The organism is Bacteroides sp. AN502(2024) (assembly GCF_041227145.1).
GTDB lineage: Bacteria > Bacteroidota > Bacteroidia > Bacteroidales > Bacteroidaceae > Bacteroides.
This window is the reverse complement of record NZ_JBGFSP010000012.1, coordinates 160,475-178,865: the sequence shown is the minus strand read 5'-3', so window position 1 is coordinate 178,865 and position 18,391 is coordinate 160,475. Positions and strand designations below refer to the sequence as shown.

General features: G+C 40.7%; 13 protein-coding genes and 1 pseudogene. 10 read left to right on the top strand and 4 right to left on the bottom strand.

The genetic code is table 11. The features are described 5' to 3' along the window. The first annotated feature begins 106 nt into the window (after nucleotides 1–106). The 9 genes from AB9N12_RS19390 to nfo all read left to right on the top strand — a co-directional run bounded on the left by AB9N12_RS19390 (nucleotide 107) and on the right by nfo (nucleotide 16,010). Nucleotides 107–1,477, top strand: coding sequence for a TrpB-like pyridoxal phosphate-dependent enzyme (locus AB9N12_RS19390; RefSeq protein ID WP_369893720.1), 1,371 nt, complete (start codon nucleotides 107–109; stop codon nucleotides 1,475–1,477). 500 nt (nucleotides 1,478–1,977) lie between these two features. Continuing rightward, the gene (locus AB9N12_RS19385; protein ID WP_369893719.1) at nucleotides 1,978–2,235 is read left to right on the top strand and encodes a hypothetical protein; all 258 of its coding nucleotides are present in this window, start codon (nucleotides 1,978–1,980) and stop codon (nucleotides 2,233–2,235) included. A 200-nt stretch (nucleotides 2,236–2,435) separates the two neighbouring features. Further along, nucleotides 2,436–4,568, top strand: a complete 2,133-nt coding sequence (gene hepC, locus AB9N12_RS19380) for a heparin-sulfate lyase HepC (protein ID WP_369893718.1) — start codon at nucleotides 2,436–2,438, stop codon at nucleotides 4,566–4,568. A gap of 22 nt (nucleotides 4,569–4,590) precedes the next feature. Then, a complete protein-coding gene (locus tag AB9N12_RS19375) occupies nucleotides 4,591–6,759 on the top strand; it encodes a surface glycan-binding family protein (RefSeq protein WP_369893717.1) in 2,169 nt (722 codons plus the stop codon). Between the two features lie 19 nt (nucleotides 6,760–6,778). Continuing rightward, a complete protein-coding gene (locus AB9N12_RS19370) occupies nucleotides 6,779–9,931 on the top strand; it encodes a SusC/RagA family TonB-linked outer membrane protein (protein ID WP_369893716.1) in 3,153 nt (1,050 codons plus the stop codon). 11 nt (nucleotides 9,932–9,942) lie between these two features. Continuing rightward, complete coding sequence (locus AB9N12_RS19365; protein ID WP_369893715.1) at nucleotides 9,943–11,640, top strand: RagB/SusD family nutrient uptake outer membrane protein; 1,698 nt, start codon at nucleotides 9,943–9,945, stop codon at nucleotides 11,638–11,640. A gap of 22 nt (nucleotides 11,641–11,662) precedes the next feature. Further along, nucleotides 11,663–12,949, top strand: a complete 1,287-nt coding sequence (locus AB9N12_RS19360; RefSeq protein ID WP_369893714.1) for a DUF4995 domain-containing protein — start codon at nucleotides 11,663–11,665, stop codon at nucleotides 12,947–12,949. A gap of 28 nt (nucleotides 12,950–12,977) precedes the next feature. Next, nucleotides 12,978–14,978: a heparin-sulfate lyase HepC gene (gene hepC, locus AB9N12_RS19355; protein ID WP_369893712.1), complete on the top strand. Its 2,001-nt coding sequence runs from the start codon at nucleotides 12,978–12,980 to the stop codon at nucleotides 14,976–14,978. A 198-nt stretch (nucleotides 14,979–15,176) separates the two neighbouring features. Next, a complete protein-coding gene (gene nfo, locus AB9N12_RS19350; RefSeq protein WP_369893711.1) occupies nucleotides 15,177–16,010 on the top strand; it encodes a deoxyribonuclease IV in 834 nt (277 codons plus the stop codon). A gap of 198 nt (nucleotides 16,011–16,208) precedes the next feature. On the opposite strand, the gene AB9N12_RS19345 is transcribed toward nfo, so the two are convergent. From AB9N12_RS19345 to AB9N12_RS19330, 4 genes are all read right to left on the bottom strand, one after another. Further along, a complete protein-coding gene (locus tag AB9N12_RS19345; RefSeq protein ID WP_369893710.1) occupies nucleotides 16,209–16,766 on the bottom strand; it encodes a hypothetical protein in 558 nt (185 codons plus the stop codon). A 32-nt stretch (nucleotides 16,767–16,798) separates the two neighbouring features. Then, complete coding sequence (locus tag AB9N12_RS19340; RefSeq protein ID WP_369893772.1) at nucleotides 16,799–17,143, bottom strand: hypothetical protein; 345 nt, start codon at nucleotides 17,141–17,143, stop codon at nucleotides 16,799–16,801. Nucleotides 17,144–17,147: 4 nt separating this feature from the next. Next, the gene (locus tag AB9N12_RS19335; RefSeq protein ID WP_369893709.1) at nucleotides 17,148–17,687 is read right to left on the bottom strand and encodes an RNA polymerase sigma factor; all 540 of its coding nucleotides are present in this window, start codon (nucleotides 17,685–17,687) and stop codon (nucleotides 17,148–17,150) included. 199 nt (nucleotides 17,688–17,886) lie between these two features. Next, nucleotides 17,887–18,063: a DUF4250 domain-containing protein gene (locus tag AB9N12_RS19330; protein ID WP_369893708.1), complete on the bottom strand. Its 177-nt coding sequence runs from the start codon at nucleotides 18,061–18,063 to the stop codon at nucleotides 17,887–17,889. 69 nt (nucleotides 18,064–18,132) lie between these two features. Here AB9N12_RS19330 and AB9N12_RS19325 point away from each other — a divergent pair. Further along, nucleotides 18,133–18,248 (top strand): annotated as a pseudogene (locus tag AB9N12_RS19325) (DUF47 domain-containing protein); the annotation flags it as partial. Between the last annotated feature and the right edge of the window lie 143 nt (nucleotides 18,249–18,391).

Below are 18,391 nucleotides of genomic sequence, written 5' to 3'. Positions count from 1 at the left end.
AACTTAACTAAAATAACAATTAAATCCGATTCTTTGTTGACAAAATTTTCTGAATATTAAAAATTTGAGTACTTTTGGCAACAAAAAACTAAAGAACAACAATATTATGAGTGAAAAAAGAAAAAGGTATATTTTACCCGAGGAAGAGATTCCACACTACTGGTACAACATCCAAGCTGATATGGTCAACAAGCCTATGCCTCCATTGCATCCTGGAACCAAACAGCCGCTGAAAGCAGAAGACTTGTATCCGATTTTCGCTAAAGAACTGTGTCGTCAGGAACTGAATCAGACCGATGCATGGATCGAAATACCGGAAGAAGTGCGCGAAATGTACAAATATTATCGCAGTACTCCGCTGGTTCGTGCCTACGGATTGGAAAAAGCACTCGGTACTCCGGCTCATATCTATTTCAAGAATGAAAGTGTAAGCCCCATCGGTTCACATAAATTGAATTCCGCACTGGCACAGGCTTATTATTGCAAAAAAGAGGGAGTGACCAACATCACCACTGAAACCGGTGCCGGACAATGGGGAGCCGCTCTTTCATACGCAGCCAAAGTCTTCGGTCTGGAAGCTGCAGTTTATCAGGTAAAGATCAGTTATGAGCAAAAGCCATACCGCCGCAGCATCATGCAAACTTTCGGAGCACAGGTAACCCCTTCTCCCTCTATGTCTACGCGTGCAGGTAAGGATATTCTGACTAAACACCCCACTTACCAGGGTTCATTGGGAACAGCCATTTCAGAAGCTATCGAACTGGCACAGATGACTCCCAACTGTAAATATACACTCGGTTCCGTACTGAGCCATGTGACTCTTCACCAGACTATTATCGGACTGGAAGCTGAAAAACAGATGGAAATGGCAGGTGAATATCCGGATATCGTTATCGGATGTTTCGGAGGTGGTTCCAACTTCGGCGGTATCTCTTTCCCATTCATGCGTCACACGATGCAGGAAGGGAAAAAGACTCGTTTTGTGGCTGCCGAACCTGCTTCTTGTCCCAAGTTGACACGTGGTAAGTTCCAGTATGACTTCGGCGACGAGGCCGGATATACTCCGTTGCTACCGATGTTTACCCTGGGACACAATTTTGCTCCAGCTCATATCCATGCCGGCGGTCTTCGTTATCATGGTGCAGGTGTCATCGTTTCACAATTGCTCAAAGATCATCTGATGGAAGCGGTAGATATACAGCAATTGGAATCTTTCGAAGCAGGTTGTCTGTTTGCACAGTCTGAAGGGATTATTCCGGCTCCTGAATCCAGCCACGCCATTGCAGCGACTATCCGCGAAGCTAACCGGTGCAAGGAGACAGGGGAAGAAAAAGTGATCCTGTTTAATCTCTCCGGACATGGCCTGATCGATATGGCTTCTTACGATAAGTATTTGGCGGGTGACCTGGTGAACTATTCATTGACCGATGACGATATTCAGAAGAATTTAGACGAGATAGGAGATCTGGCAAAATAAGATTCCCGCAGTTTTAAGAATAGACAGCCAGAAAAGTAAATCCAAGAATATCATGATTTTTACGGAATAGAGAGGGTGTGTCAAAATTCCCTTTTTGAAGAAATGACCCCTGCTATAGCTATCTGTGGCAGGGGTAAATCTTTATATTCAGGCATTATGACACACCCTCTTGAAGAAAAAATGTTCTTAAACCAAAGACGAGGCTATATTCGTAGAAGAAGGAAACGGAAAGCTAACCACTTACGAATTTAAGTGGAATCCTAAACGCTCCGCCAAATTCCCCAGAGCTTTCTCTGAGAATTATCCGGAAGCAACTTTCACTGTGATTACTCCTGAAAATATGGAAGAATTTCTATTATAGGAACAATATTACACAAATTTGATATACTATTCGATAAAACTATTAACAACAAGACTGCTTTCTCCCCTATCTTTGGGTCCCAAAACATAAAACAGCGTTATTAAATAAGTACCCAATTCACTCAAAACAAAATAATACGATGAATCATAAAACAGAGTTTATCCATATCAAAAGTCTGGCAGGGGAACCTTGTATTATAACGACTGATATCGTTAATCCTGTCTTTAAAGGAGGAAGAAACTTCACTGTACAATCACTCGAAAACAATACTTACCGGATTGATTTAAAGAAAGGAGAAGAAGTGTTCATTTCCCCCAAAGGAGAAGAACCGGAGTTTATTATCTCCCCGATTACCCATACTTCCCAAAATTATTTTGGATTAAAAATCATCCGATAGAACATCTGAAGACATACAAAAATAACAGGCTTTTAAACAGAAGTAATATATGATTCAACAATTTTAGTATCAAAAAAATCATTTCTGAACAAAGGCTGAACAATACTGCTTACCAATCAGAAATAAACAGCCTACATTTGCAAAGAATTTGCAAACAACTTGCAAACAATAACTTTATAATAATTAAAACCTGATAAAGTATGAAGAACATCTTCTTTATTTGCATTTGTGCCTTATTTACAACTATTGGATGCACCGATGATCATGAAATTCTTTCCACAGGAAACAGTGTAAACATTGAACTACTCCCCGACAACAAGCCCAACGATGTACTGAACGCAAGGCTCTTTGAGGTTATCAATTTAGACTATCCGGGATTAGAAAAAGTAAAATCGTATTATGAAGCCAATGAGTATTATTATGCAGCACATGAATTGCTGGAATACTATCGAAACAGATCTGAGATCAACAATCCGAATATCAACTTGATGAACCCGAGTATTACCGCTTCAGAACAAAATATTGCAAACCAAGCATTGGATTTTCGTTTCTATGTACGTAATTTCAAGGAATCAACCGATGCCTCCGGAAATGAAATCTATTATTCTTTTAAAAAGGATGGAAAAATAGACTGGGATTTTATCCCTGCTGAAATCACAGATCAAGAGTTCAAGTCACAGAAGCACCGTCATCAATGGATGCTTCCACAAGCAAAAGCATACAGAGTGAAACAAGACGAGAAATACTTTCAGTCGTGGATGGCTGTTTACAGCGACTGGCTGAACACATTCCCATGCCCAGAAAATGGTACTGTTAATAAAGACAACGTACAATGGTATGGACTTCAACCGGCCGAAAGAGTATTGTCACAAATAAACATTTTACCTTATTTCATCCAGTCGGCCCACTTTACTCCCGAATGGCTTTCTATTTTTCTGACAGCATTCGCCGATGAAGTGGAATGTATCCGCAAAAATTACTTCACGGATGGTAGCAATATTTACGTAACCCAAGTACAAGCCGTCACCACAGCTGGTATGCTAATGCCTGAATTTAAGAACTCAACCGAATGGTTGACGGAAGGCTCACAAAAAATCAGCGAACAGGTAACAGCACAGTTCCTGGAAGATGGAGTGCAAGTTGAATTGGACCCTTCTTATCATATAGGAGTAGTTGACGGGTTCTATAATATCTATAAACTAGCCATGCTCAACGGTAAACTGCACTTATTCCCCTCCAATTATATAGAATTGTTGAAAAAAGCATCTCGATTTGTAATGGATATTATTTATCCCAATTACACAATTGACAATTTCAACGATACACGTTCCAGTTCATATAGTAAAAGTGTCATATTGAAAAATCTGAAGAAATATATGGAGATGTTCCCCGAAGATGAAGAAATACGATGGATGGCAACGGAAGGAAAGCAGGGAACAAAGCCAACGGAATTGGTTCAAGTTTACGATGCGGCAGGTTATTATATGTTGCGCAGCGGATGGGAAAAAGATGCCACGATGATGATTCTGAAAAACAATAAAAATACAGATAACAAATGGCACTGCCAACCGGATAACGGAACATTCGGATTGTATCACAAAGGACGCAATTTCTGTCCGGATGCCGGTGTGTACTCCTACGGTGGTACAAGCTCAAGCAACGCCGACCGTACAGCATTTGCAGCTACAGTCATGCATAACACAATGACAAGAAATAAAAAAGATATAGCTAAAAACTATATGAACGGACGATTGCTATTGCAAGAAAGTAAAAACAATATGGACATCCTCGTCACTGAAAACCAATCATACAGTGACCTGACTCACCGCCGCGCCGTATTCTTCATCAGAGACAAAAAAACATTTGTCCTTGTAGACGAAGGATATGGAACAGGCTCCACCCCTACGGTCAACCTCAACTTCAAACTGTGCCCCAACAAAAACAATGTTGTAATCGACGATGAGAGTGCCCACCATCAATATGGGGCTCATACCCTATTTACAGATGGCAACAATATGATATTCAAAACGTTTGTTGAAACGACCGAAGGATACACTGCAGAAAACAATACAGCATATATTTCTGAAAAACTTGGAGAAAAAACTCATCAGCGTAGGTTCTACCAAGTAAACATTACCAAACCTGCCAACGGAGCCGCACGTTTTATCACCGTTATTTGTCCGTTTGAGAAAGAAGCCGATCTTGAAAAGCTACCTATAAACGCCCGGTTCACAGACAACAATGAAGAGAACGCCGGTACGTTCCATGCAAACGGTGCTTCCGTAGAAGTGAACATTGGTGCTGAAAAATATGAGTTATCCTATACATTATAATCAATAAACAGATCTAAGAACAATGAAATCAAATTTACAAAACCTGACTTCAAGATTCGTTGCAATCTTAATGACGATAGGGTTATGCATATCGGGTGTTTCGTGTACAGACCCTGAGACAACCGACTCTACAAAGTTTGCAATCTTCTATGCCGGAGTCACCGACATAGGTCCCTCAATGAATTTTAAGATGTCCGGACCAACTTATATCGGAGGAACTCCCTCGGATTTTGCAATTACCCGTGTCACTCTCAATGGAGAAGTATATGATACTGATTGTTTCCAGATAGAGCCCCATACAGGAGCTGTTTCTATATCCGAAACTAAAGAACTCGCTGTCGGTTTATATGCTTTAAGCATCTCTTGCCGTTCTAATGGGAGTTTTTATGAATTCAAAGATATCATATCTATCAATATGATGAGAGCCATTCCTGAAGGAATCTATGTTGATCCTAATAAAATAAAAGTCGACTTTGCCGACATTATTAATAATGAAAGCACGGTAGAGCTACCAACAGCACGGGTAAAGAGTGACGGGAATCATATATCAATCAAAAAATATATCATCGCTAACGTACGCAAGAATGGAGAATTAATAGAGAAATTTGACTTTTTCAAAATCTCAAATGAAGGAACAATCTCCATTACAAAAGGAAAATCCGATATCACCCCAGGGAAATATGTACTTGATTTAAAACTTACCACTGCAATTGTGGATGAGGAATCGGAAGAGGGTATTTTTGAGAATGCCATTGAAATAGATGTAACATCCCAGCCATTGTCTTTAACTTATACTCCCAACTCCGTTAAAGCAGAAGAAAACACCCAAAATGTATCAACTGCCCCCGCACTTATCGGTTCTACAGATGGATTGGTTTATTCTATCAAATCTACGACCCCTCAGACTTCGATGATAAGTATTGAGCCTACAACCGGAATTATCACATTGGCAGCTGATAACAAACTGGAAATCGGAACAACTTGCAATGTATCGATTACGGCTTCCAACCAGTATGGAAGCAAAGATTTTGATAATGCATATACCATAAACATAGTTAAGTATATCGCACCTATTTCTGAATTTACTTATAATAATACGGAAAATATCATTCAGGCTGCCGCTTTTGAGCATCCCGTCAATAAAATAACAGGTGATGAAGTTACATACTCATTTGTTAATCTTGACTCCCGATTAAGCGACTTAAGCATCGATCCTACCACGGGAACCATATCTGCTAAAAAAGGGAATAACATTCCTATAGGAGAGCATACAATCACTGTATCAGCTAAAAACAATAAAAGCGAGCTACAGACTTCTTTTAAATTGAACATACAAAAAAATCCATACTATTTCACATACGTACATTGGGGAAACAATTTGAATTTATCTCCTGCAAGAAATTATGCAAGTCAATACAGAGTAACAACAAAGAATGAGTTATCTAAATTATCCATTTCCGTGGCAGATTCGGACATACCGGAAGGCATAGAGGTTAACTGGGCAATCAAAGAATCTACCATGGGCAAAGATGCAACTACGGGAATCCCCCATGCGGAAATTGATCATAACGGTAAAATTACATTCAATGGAGGTTGGACTAACGGAAAAGTCTTCATGTTACTAATATCTGCAACAACCGGAAAAGGAACACCCGGTGAAATCACAATAAAAGTTCCGGTATTTATTCATTGTGCAGGTGCCGTAGAGGGAGTAACCGTAAATTACACCCCCTTTGTATTCCAAGTAAACCCACGTACGGGCGGCACTTCAACAGCCCCTGCAATTTCCGGTGTAGAACCCAGTTTATTTGTAGCTGATTATCGAAGAGCGTTCAACTACTATAATATCAACGGACCGGAAGGGCATATTAATGGACAACCGAGTAAAGCATCATCGTTCATGAACAAACTATGGAATTCATATTATGATCCCAAGACTCCCAATTACGGACAAAAATGGCCGTTATCATATTATGACGACACATCCAGTATGGCAAAAAAACTAGGGTATGTGGATGCATCCAAGAATTGTGCCATCACCATTAACCCCAATAAATGGCAAGATGAACAAGGCTATGCCAATGGAGTCATGATTGGGCAGATAACATTTGTAAAAGATGGAAATCCTAAAAATGTCAGCGGTGGGAAACAGATATCCCCTATAGCCATCTGGTTCGACACTAAATTCTAATCATAAAAAACATCTTATAATGAATACATATAAATCTATAGTGAATACATGGAGCAAAAAAGGGTATCTCACCCTTTTGGTTCTCCTGATTGCAATGACTACATTCGGACAGGAAATTACAGTCAACGGTGTAGTTATTGATGAGACAGAGACTCCACTAATTGGAGCGACCGTCCAAGTGAAGAATACTCAAAAAGGAGTTGTGACAGACTTTGATGGAAAATTTTCCATCAAAGCCCATCATAATGCAACATTGATTATCAGTTATATCGGTTATAAGAATCAGGAGATCAAAATCAAAAATCAAAGAAACCTGAATATCAAATTGGAACCGGATAATGCAATGCTGGATGAAGTGGTGGTAGTCGGCTACGGTAGCATGAAGAAAAGCGACCTGACAGGTTCCGTATCTTCCGTTGCAGCCAAATCCATCGAAGGCTTCAAAACAGGTTCTGTGGTCGAAGCTCTCGGAGGCCAAATTGCCGGTGTACAAATCACACAATCCGATGGTACTCCCGGCTCTGGTTTCGATATTAAAATTCGTGGTGTCGGCACAGTAAACGGTGACTCTTCTCCACTTTATATTGTGGACGGATTTGAAGTTGGCGGAATTGACCACATTGCCAATTCGGACATCGAATCAGTGCAAGTGCTCAAAGATGCCTCAGCTTCTGCCATCTACGGTGCACGCGCAGCTAATGGTGTAATTCTGGTCACCACCAAATCAGGAAAAGAAGGGAAGCCTGTGATTACTTATAACGGTTCCGCAACTTATCGGAAGATCCCTCAAAAGCTGGATATGCTCAGCACTTATGAATTTGTGGCATTACAAACAGAGCTCAATCCTAACAAGTATGAAACGACATACTACCAGGAAGGGAATGATTCAGACGGCGTCCCCTATCGTCATCAAACTTTAGAAGATTATGTAAACGATTCCGGAATTGATTGGCAAAGCGAATCGTTCCAACCTACATGGTCACAAAATCATGATTTTAGTATCAGCGGCGGTACCAAGGATACTAAATATGCTGCTTCATTCTCACATTTTGATGAAAACGGTATCTTTAAAAACAGTGGTTACAAGAAAAATACCGGAAAACTGCGTATCAATCAAAAAATCAACAAGTCCATCACTTTCGATGCCACTGTCAACTATGCCAACACTGTGAAAGAAGGTATCGGTACCTCCGGAACAGGTGGGACATTAAATATGCTTTCCAACATATTGCGCTTCCGTCCTACCGGTGGTAACCATGTAACCAATGAGGAACTTTTAAACTCGGTATTCGACCCATTGGAACTAAGTGAAAACGCCACTTATTCACAAATTAATCCTATTAAACAAGCAGAAGCAGTTAAAGATAGAAGACAATCTGAATTATGGGGTATCAACGCTTCATTAACTATAAAATTAATGAAAGATCTCACGTTTAAGGCTGCGGCCACTTACAATACGACGAATACCCGAAGAGACCTTTTTTATGGCGAAGAATCCAGCCAAGCTTACCGAAGCGGTGGTGTATATGGTTCCACGCAAATGCAGAAAGAGCTACGTTGGCAGAGTAGTAACACATTAACCTATAAAAAGAAAATCAATAAGAAACACTCACTTGATATGATGTTAGGACACGAGTTCGTATTCAGAAGCTCCGAACTACTGTACGGTCAAGCAAAAGATTTCCCATTTGCCAATTTAGGCAATGACAACCTGGGAATCGGTGCTACCCCCAGTAGTGTGTCCACATCCAGAAGCGATAAAAAACAATTGTCTTTCTTTGCACGAGGCAACTACAGTTTTGACAATCGCTATTTGCTCACTGCAACTATTCGTGCGGACGGTTCCACGGTGTTCTCTGCAAAAAACAAATGGGGATATTTCCCGTCATTCTCTGCGGCATGGCGTATATCGGAGGAGCAATTCATGAAAGATATCACCCCTATATCCAACCTGAAACTTCGTCTGGGATGGGGTACAGTAGGAAATGACCGTATCACCAATTATTTGTCTATGGATTTATATACCTCCTCCAAATACGGACTCGGTCAACAGCTTGCCACAGTTTTAAGTCCTAAGCAATTGGCTAATAAGGATTTAAAATGGGAGGGTTCCACCACTGCCAATGTAGGTATCGATCTTGGTCTTTTTGAAAATCGTCTGAATCTTACAGCAGACTTCTTCATCAAAAAAACGAAAGATCTGTTGCTTGAACAAAAATTAGCTTATGTAACAGGATTCAACTCTCAATGGCAAAATATCGGTAAAATTCAGAATAAAGGTATTGAGCTGAATATGAATTCTACGAATATCAAGACCCGCCACTTCTCATGGCAAACAGATTTTAATATTTCATTTATCAAAAACACCTTGAAAGAATTGCAAAGCGGAACATCCTACATACAGTCGGCAACAAAGTTCAATAGTAATTTCAACGGAAATGACTATATTTCAATCGTAGGTTCTTCTCTTGGACAGATGTACGGTTATGTTTTTGACGGTGTTTATCAAACTTCCGATTTCAACCTGCTTCCTGACGGAACGATGCGATTAAAACCCGGAATAGCAGATATCAGCACTCATGCAGGAAAAACAGTAGTGCCCGGTATGGTGAAATATAAAGATATGGACGGGGATGGCGTTATCACTCCTGATGACCGTACGACAATCGGAAATGGACAGCCCGACTGGTATGGCGGTATTACCAACACTTTCAATTATAAAAACATTGATTTCAGTTTCATGTTCCAATTCCAATACGGCAATGACATTTATAATGCGACACGTATGTTCAACACACAATCGCAAGACGAGCGTAGCAACCAGCTGGCAGAAGTTGCCGACCGGTGGACTCCGACACATGCTTCCAATCGTGTTCCTTCTGCCAAAGGATATGTCAAATATGAATTATATTCACGCTTTATTGAAGACGGTTCATTCCTTCGTCTGAAAAATATAACATTGGGATATACCTTCCCCAACAAATGGACAAGAAAAGCATACATAAACCGTTTACGTATATACGGTACAGCTCAGAATTTATTCTGCTTTACCAAATATAGCGGTTACGACCCGGAGGTAAATATGAAAAGCAGTCCGCTTATGCCGGGATTCGATTGGGGAGCATATCCTAAGAGCAGAGTATTCACATTTGGCGTAGAAGTTCAATTCTAAACAAAAAGACAATGAAAAATTTCAAATACTATTTATACACATTAGCTTGTGCTATTACTGTTTCATCTTGCTCGCTGGATGAAACCAGTTATACAGAAATTGAAAAAACAAACTATATGAAAAATGCGAAGGAAGCCGAAAATGTACTCTTGGGTGTATATCGCAATATGGTAAAAGATGGTATATATGGTTTCCATCTATCCATGTATTTCACCATACCCAGTGACATTGCAAAAGTACAAGGAAACAGTACAGACGGTCTTCGCCTCATTCCCTCCAATGCTTATACCAGTTCTCAAACCGAAATTGCAACTACCTGGGCCAACTTGTATAGTGCCATTTATGATGCAAACAACTTCATCGAGACACTGCAACAAAGGATAGGAGATTACGATGAAAAAAATTATAAGCCGGCTGCCATCTACATGGCTGAAGCACGTTGCCTTCGCGCGTTATACTATTTTGAATTGGTACGTTGGTTCGGTAATGTAGCACTAATTACCAACACTGCCCAGTCACACCTACATCCATCCACTTTCACCCAGGCAGATCCGGTAGATGTATATAAGTTTATAGAAGCAGATCTGAAATATGCCATCGAAAATCTGCCCTACGCCCTCGATGATCATATACGTTCAGACAATAGTTTCCGTTTCTCTAAAGGGGCAGCTCTCGGTTTGTTAAGTAAAGTATATGCCACTTGGGCCGGTTATCCGATTCACGATACAAGTAAATGGGAAGATGCTGCAAAAACAGCTAAAATTCTGGTTGAATCCGGAAAACATCATTTGCTTAATGATTACGAACAATTATGGAAAAACACCTGTAACGGTATTTGGAACGAAGCAGAAAGTCTGATTGAAGTAAGTTTCTATGCTCCGACAGTAACAGGGGTGTCTGCCAACGACCCGTGCGGACGTATCGGTAAATGGAACGGAGTACAGGCTAACGGAATCAGAAGTGTCCGCAATGCAGGTAACTGGCGTGTCATACCGACTTTCTTACGTGACTGGAAAGAGCGTCAGAACGATAGAAGATGGGGACTGTCTTTTGCCGATTACAAATATGGCAAATCCACAGATACCGGTGAAAATGGAGTGAAAATTGCAATCAATAACAGCGGTAATATTGAAGATGCTATTTTGGATGATGCAAAAGATGGATTAAAAAAATCATATATTGATAATGTATGTCCCCAAAAATGGGACACTGAAAAATATGTCAGTAGCGCTAATTATCTGATTGATGCCAACCTTTCTAATATCAACTGGTATATCTTACGTTATGCCGATGTACTGCTTTTGTATGCAGAAGCTCTGAATGAATGGAAACAAGGACCGACAGAAGAAGCCTACAGAGCTATCAATATGGTGCGCAGACGCGGATTCGGACTTCCGGTAGAAACTGATAATCCACGTTCAGACCTATCCACCGGTATGTCTTACAAAGATTTCCAATCGGCTGTACGCAATGAACGCGCATATGAACTGGCATTCGAAGGACACCGCCGCCAAGATTTGGTTCGCTGGGGAATCTATTACGAAAGTATCAGACAGACAGCCCAAGACTTAGTAAACTGGTATAGCGGTGGGGACGGATTCTATGTATGCGTTGATTATACGAAGAAGAATAAAAACGAATTGCTCCCAATACCACAACAAGAAATGGATATATGTACTCAGTTTGAGCAGAATCCGGGATGGAAATAATCAATCTAAAACAATCACTAAAATGAATAATATGAAAAAGCAACTTGCCCTCTTTGCTTCGGTTAGTATTGCACTCGCGTCGTGTCAGACATCCCCCAAAGAAGACTACAGTTGGATAAAAAAAGGACTGGATGTGGCGTCTGCGCAATTACTACTTTCAGCAGAGGAGGTTAGCAGTACAGGTCATCTCCCCCGCTCTATCCGCACAGGTTATGATATGAATTTCCTTTGCCGACAGTTGGAAAGAGATTCATTAACATTCAAAGATTCACTACGTGCACAACCGACAGCCGAACAGTTAGGGCAACGTCGCCTCTGCAGCGTTTACGACTGGACAAGCGGTTTCTTCCCCGGTTCGTTATGGCATGCATACGAACTGACAGGAAACGATATACTGAAAGCACGAGCCATCGAATATACCAATCTTCTGAATCCGGTGCGTTATTATAAAGGTACGCATGATTTGGGATTTATGGTCAACTGTAGCTACGGCAATGCAGAACGTCTTTCACCGAACGATACGATCGCTGCAGTGATGAAAGAAACTGCCGATAACCTCTGTGGTCGTTTCAACGACTCCATCGGTGCTATCCGTTCCTGGGACTTCGGAACATGGAACTTCCCGGTGATTATCGATAATATGATGAACCTCGACCTCCTGTTTAATGTAGCAAAAGCAACCGGTGACAATAGATATAAAGACATCGCTATCAAGCATGCTATGACTACCATGCATAATCACTTCCGCCCGGATTATACTTGCTGGCATGTAGTAAGCTATAACAACGACGGAACAGTAGAACGGAAACAAACTCACCAAGGCAAGAACGATAATTCTTCATGGGCACGGGGACAGGCATGGGCTGTATATGGCTACACCGCTTGTTTCCGCGAAACAAATGACAGCACTTTCCTGAACTTCGCTGTTAAAATAGCCGACATGATTATGGATCGCGTAAAAACAGACGATGCTATCCCTTATTGGGATTATGATGCTCCTGTAACTTCAGAAACCCCACGTGACGCATCTGCTGCTACTGTGACCGCTTCGGCCCTCATCGAACTAAGCACAATGATTCCCGATGGAAAGAAATATCTGGATTATGCGGAAAAGATTCTGAAGAGCTTGTCAAGTAATGCATATCTCGCCCAAGCGGGTGACAATCAAGGATTCGTTTTGATGCATTCTGTAGGTTCACTGCCGAATGGTTCTGAAATCGACACTCCGCTGAACTATGCCGACTACTATTACCTGGAAGCATTGAAGAGATTCATGAATCTGAAAGGCATCAACTACAAAGATATCTAATACATTAAATTATAATACTTATTATATCATGAATAAAACTTTAAAGTATATCGCTCTGCTGACAATCACTTGTTTTGTAAGCAAAGGGTACGCTCAGGAGTTGAAAAGCGAAGTCTTTTCTTTTCTTAACATGGACTATCCGGGATTGGAAAAAGTAAAAGCCTTGCATCAGGAAGGCAAAGATGAGGATGCTGCCCAAGCATTACTAGATTATTACCGTGCACGTACCCATGTAAAAACTCCGGATATCAATCTGAACAAACTGACCATCAGCAAAGAAGAACAGCAATGGGCCGATGACGGATTGAAACATACATTCTTCGTGCACAAAGGTTACCAACCTTCTTACAATTATGGAGAAGATATCAACTGGCAATACTGGCCGGTGAAAGATAATGAGCTCCGCTGGCAGTTGCACCGCCACAAATGGTTCACTCCGATGGGTAAAGCTTACCGTATATCCGGTGATGAAAAATATGCTAAAGAATGGGCACACCAGTATATCGATTGGATAAAAAAAAATCCATTGGTGAAGATGAACAAGGAAGAATATGAGCTGGTCAGTAATGGAAAAATCAAAGGTGAAGTAGAAAATGTACGTTTTGCATGGCGCCCTTTGGAAGTGAGCAATCGTCTGCAAGACCAGACTTCACAGTTCCAGCTATTCCTTCCCTCCCCTTCTTTCACTCCGGACTTCCTGACCGAATTCCTGGTGAACTATCACAAGCATGCCGCGCATATCCTTGCTAATTACTCGGAGCAAGGCAACCATTTACTGTTCGAAGCTCAACGCATGATTTACGCAGGTGCCTTTTTCCCGGAATTCAAAGATGCTCCGGCATGGAGAAAAAGTGGTATCGACATTCTGAACCGTGAAATTCACGTACAGGTATACGAAGATGGAGGACAGTTCGAACTTGACCCGCATTATCACCTGGCAGCCATTAACATTTTCTGTAAAGCCTTAGGTATCGCAGATGCTAATGGATTCCGTAAGGAATTCCCTCAAGACTATTTGGATACCATTGAAAACATGATTATGTTCTATGCAAACATTTCTTTCCCTGATTACACCAATCCCTGTTTCAGCGACGCCAAGTTGACAACCAAGAAAGAAATGGTGAAAAACTACAAGTCATGGAGCAAACTGTTCCCGAAGAACCAGGCAATCCGATATTTTGCGACAGAAGGAAAAGAAGGTGTATTGCCGGATTATATGTCTAAAGGTTTCCTGAAATCAGGCTTCTTTGTATTCCGTAATTCATGGGGAATGGATGCTACCCAAATGGTCGTAAAGGCAGGTCCGAAAGCCTTCTGGCACTGTCAGCCGGATAATGGAACATTTGAACTTTGGTTCAATGGCAAGAACTTATTCCCGGATTCAGGTTCGTATGTATACGCCGGTGAAGGCGAAGTAATGGAACAACGTAACTGGCACCGCCAGACTTGTGTTCACAACACAGTAACTCTGAACAATAAGAACTTAGATACAACAGAATCTGTTACTAAGTTATGGCAACCGGAAGGTACTATCCAAACTTTAGTTACCGAGAATCCGAGTTATAAGAATCTGAAACACCGTCGTTCTGTTTTCTTCGTCGATAATACCTATTTTGTCATTGTAGATGAAATGGTAGGTAGTGGTAAAGGTTCTATCAATCTCCACTATCAGATGCCGAAAGGAGAAATTGCCAACAGTCGCGAAGACATGACATTCCTGACACAGTTTGAAGATGGAAGTAACATGAAACTGCAATGCTTCGGCCCTGCCGGCATGAGTATGAAAAAAGAACCGGGATGGTGCTCAACAGCTTATCGCAAACGCTACAAACGTATGAATGTATCATTCAACGTGAAGAAAGACAGCGAAGAAGCTGTACGTTACATCACTGTTATCTACCCGGTTAAGAAAAGCACAGATGCTCCTAAACTTAACGCTAAATTCAAGAACAAAGCGTTCGATGAAAACGGTCTGGATGTCGAGGTGAAAATAAACGGAAAGAAACAGTCATTAAAATACAAACTGTAAAAAGCCACAGCCTCTCCCTGCCCCTTTCGCGGGAGAGGCGACTTCATCATTATCGGAAACGATTCCTCCTCTACCCTACTCCTTCCATTGGCAACACTAAGACTCTTCTCTTGCAGCAGCCAAAAAGAATTCTCTCCACAAACATATACTCCTTTAAAAAAGTTATATTTGCAGAGTAATATAAATTAAGAAAGAACAATGAAATATATCGGAGCACACGTTAGCGCCTCAGGTGGCGTAGAGTTCTCACCTATTAATGCGCACGAGATAGGAGCAAACACTTTTGCGTTATTCACCAAGAATCAACGTCAATGGGTAAGTAAACCTCTAACCCAAGACAGTGTCGGCCTCTTCAAAGAGAATTGTAAGAAATATGGTTTCCAACCGGAATATATCCTGCCACATGACAGTTACCTTATCAATCTCGGGCATCCGGAGGAAGAAGGGCTTGCTAAAAGCCGTATCGCTTTTCTGGATGAAATGCAACGTTGTGAGCAACTTGGATTGAAGCTTTTAAATTTCCACCCGGGCAGCTCTCTCAATAAAATATCAATAGAAGATTGCCTGTCTCTTATTGCAGAAAGCATTAATCTCGCTTTAGAAAAAACAAAAGGAGTAACAGCAGTTATTGAAAACACAGCCGGACAAGGCAGTAATCTAGGAAGCGAATTCTGGCAACTGAAATATATCATTGACCGGGTAAACGATAAGAGCCGAGTAGGCGTTTGTCTCGATACGTGCCATACTTATACCGCCGGTTACGATATTGTCAATGAATACGATAACGTTTTTGATAAATTTGACAAGGAAGTGGGATTCAATTACCTTCGTGGTATGCACTTGAATGATTCAAAAAAAGCACTGGGTACCCATGTAGACCGTCACGATAGCATCGGTGAAGGGTTGATTGGAAAAGCCTTTTTTGAAAGATTGATGCAAGATCCCAGATTCGATAATATACCATTGATACTGGAAACACCGGATGAAAGTAAATGGAAAGAAGAAATTGCATGGCTAAGAAGTCTGGAATAATATCGCACTGTTATAAGCCTGTTATTACTAAAAAGTGATAACATCCGTAGCACCGCTGCCTAAGAATATACAATCCGGTAACGCTAAAAAAGGCAGTCTAACAGGTCTCAGTAATTAGAAATCACCCCTGCCAAAGCATATTCTGGCAGGGGTAAAATCGTTAAAATAGGACTTGTTACACAACCTCTGATAGCTTCTTTATTTCTGGCCTGGACGTGGAGCGCGAGGTCTTTGTCCCTGATGATGTCCTTGTCCCGGTTTCTGTCCCTTTCTGCGGTCAAACTCCTTCCTGAACTTATTAGCGTTCATCTTCTCCTGCTGATAAATCTTCAGAATTTGTTTCTGTGAAAGTATCTTGCTGAATTCATTGTAATACTTTTCACGGACATCCAACATTTTACGGCTTTGAGTAAACTGATTCCGCAACATGGCTGCAATCTCTTCATCAGTCATGGACGGCCGTTCTTTTTTAGCATTGGCATCTGTAGCTTTAGCTTTTTCTGTTCTCGGCTTGAAATTCATCATACGGCATTCGCGCAATTCTTTGAGATATTTCTCATAAACCGGAGTAAATCTGGCAGTTGTTGCATCATCCAGCATCAATGTTCTTACCATCTGGTCCACCTGCATTTGCATCATTTGCTGCTGTGTAGGACGTTGTTTTCTCTCTTTGTTATCTGCATTCTGTGCAGACAAAGTCATCTGGCTTCCCATCAAAAGAACAACCAAAATCACATAAACAAATTTAGTCTTCATAATCTTCACGTTTAAAATAATGATTGAGTTATTTAATTTAAAAATATATCATTTTCAGAGAAGCTGACGAGTTCTTCCAACTCCTCATCCGACAGCTCTTTAATCCATCTATCTACAGGTTCCATACCATTGGCTAATACATTCGAAGAAGGTGTTTTCGCCTCATCTGCCTGTTTCAAAGACGAAGCAAACAGAAATCCGACCCATACTGCTGCCGCGGCAATCACCGTAGAAATAATCAGCTTCATGTGAGATTTCCGATGTTGCTTCACTCCGGCACGTTCCATCACCTTTCGCTGCACGTCCTCGAAGAATCCATCGGGGATACGGTAAGGTGTACGCTTGCCCATATCGTCAAAATCAAAATCCTTTTTCATCATTCTATCTGTTTAATATATATTCCTTTATCTTCTCTTTTGCATAGTGGTAATTCACTTTTAGTGTATCCACTTTACTATCCAATACACGGGCAATTTCTTCATATTCAAGTTCATCATAATAGCGTAAGTTGAATACGATCCGTTGCTTTTCCGGTAAACTTAGAATGGCCTCCTGAAACTTCACTGCCAGCTCATTCTCATAATCAATATAATCGGAAGCCTTCAACTTGCCTATCAACTCTTCCTGAACCTCTTCTGCAGAAACAACTTTCCCCTCTTTACGACTGTTCAGCAAGCGTAAACTCTCATTCGTGGCAATCCGGTAAATCCAGGTTGACAGTGAACTTTCTTCGCGAAACTGATCGATATGCCGGAACACCCGGATAAAGACTTCCTGAAGCACATCTTCCGCATCTTCATGAGATACGACCAACCTACGGATATAATTATATATCGGTACCTGAAAAGAGTCCATCAGCATCTTGAATCCCCGTTCACGATTCAAGGTACAAGCTTCACGAATTTTATTCTCGTTTATCATTCATTCTTTTTCTAAGCTTTATTTGTTAGAACGCAGAAGAGAGGGGAAGTTAAATACAGGATTCTGTATTTTGCTTTTATTAACAGGAAAGAGTAAGAGAGAAGCGACCCATAAAATACACAAAGTGCCTCCATATCTTCTGTAAAGTCGATGGAGACACTTCAAGTAGTCTATCTATAAGATGTAAACAAGAAAATAATTACCAGAACTTATTATGTTCCGCACTATATTCAAAGCCCACAGCTTTCAACTGATTCACTAATTCATCCTTGTCTACATTCATATCTTCACATAGTTCATCAAGTGAAGAATAACAATCGCGCAGCTTCATATTGATGACGCTGAGCAACATCATCGGGTCTTTTGGTAATTCCATAACATACAATCTTTAAAACCGATGCAAATATACCACCTTTTGAGGAAACAAATTAAAGTTTTTACACTTATGATCTCTTTTAACCGGTTTACTCCAAAGGAAGCTAAATTTTCCCATTACTGAAACAGCTATCAGAAATACTCTGTGAAACATCAGTTGTTTTAATAAAAAGCTTGCAACATGAACTTTCCAATATAGAATAATAGTCATTTAAAACTAAAAAGGGAACGGTTATTTTAACAGATTATTCATTTTATCCTTACCTTTGTAAGTGATATTGGGGTATTTTACCCGATCAATAATAAAAAACGATGCAGATACATAATAA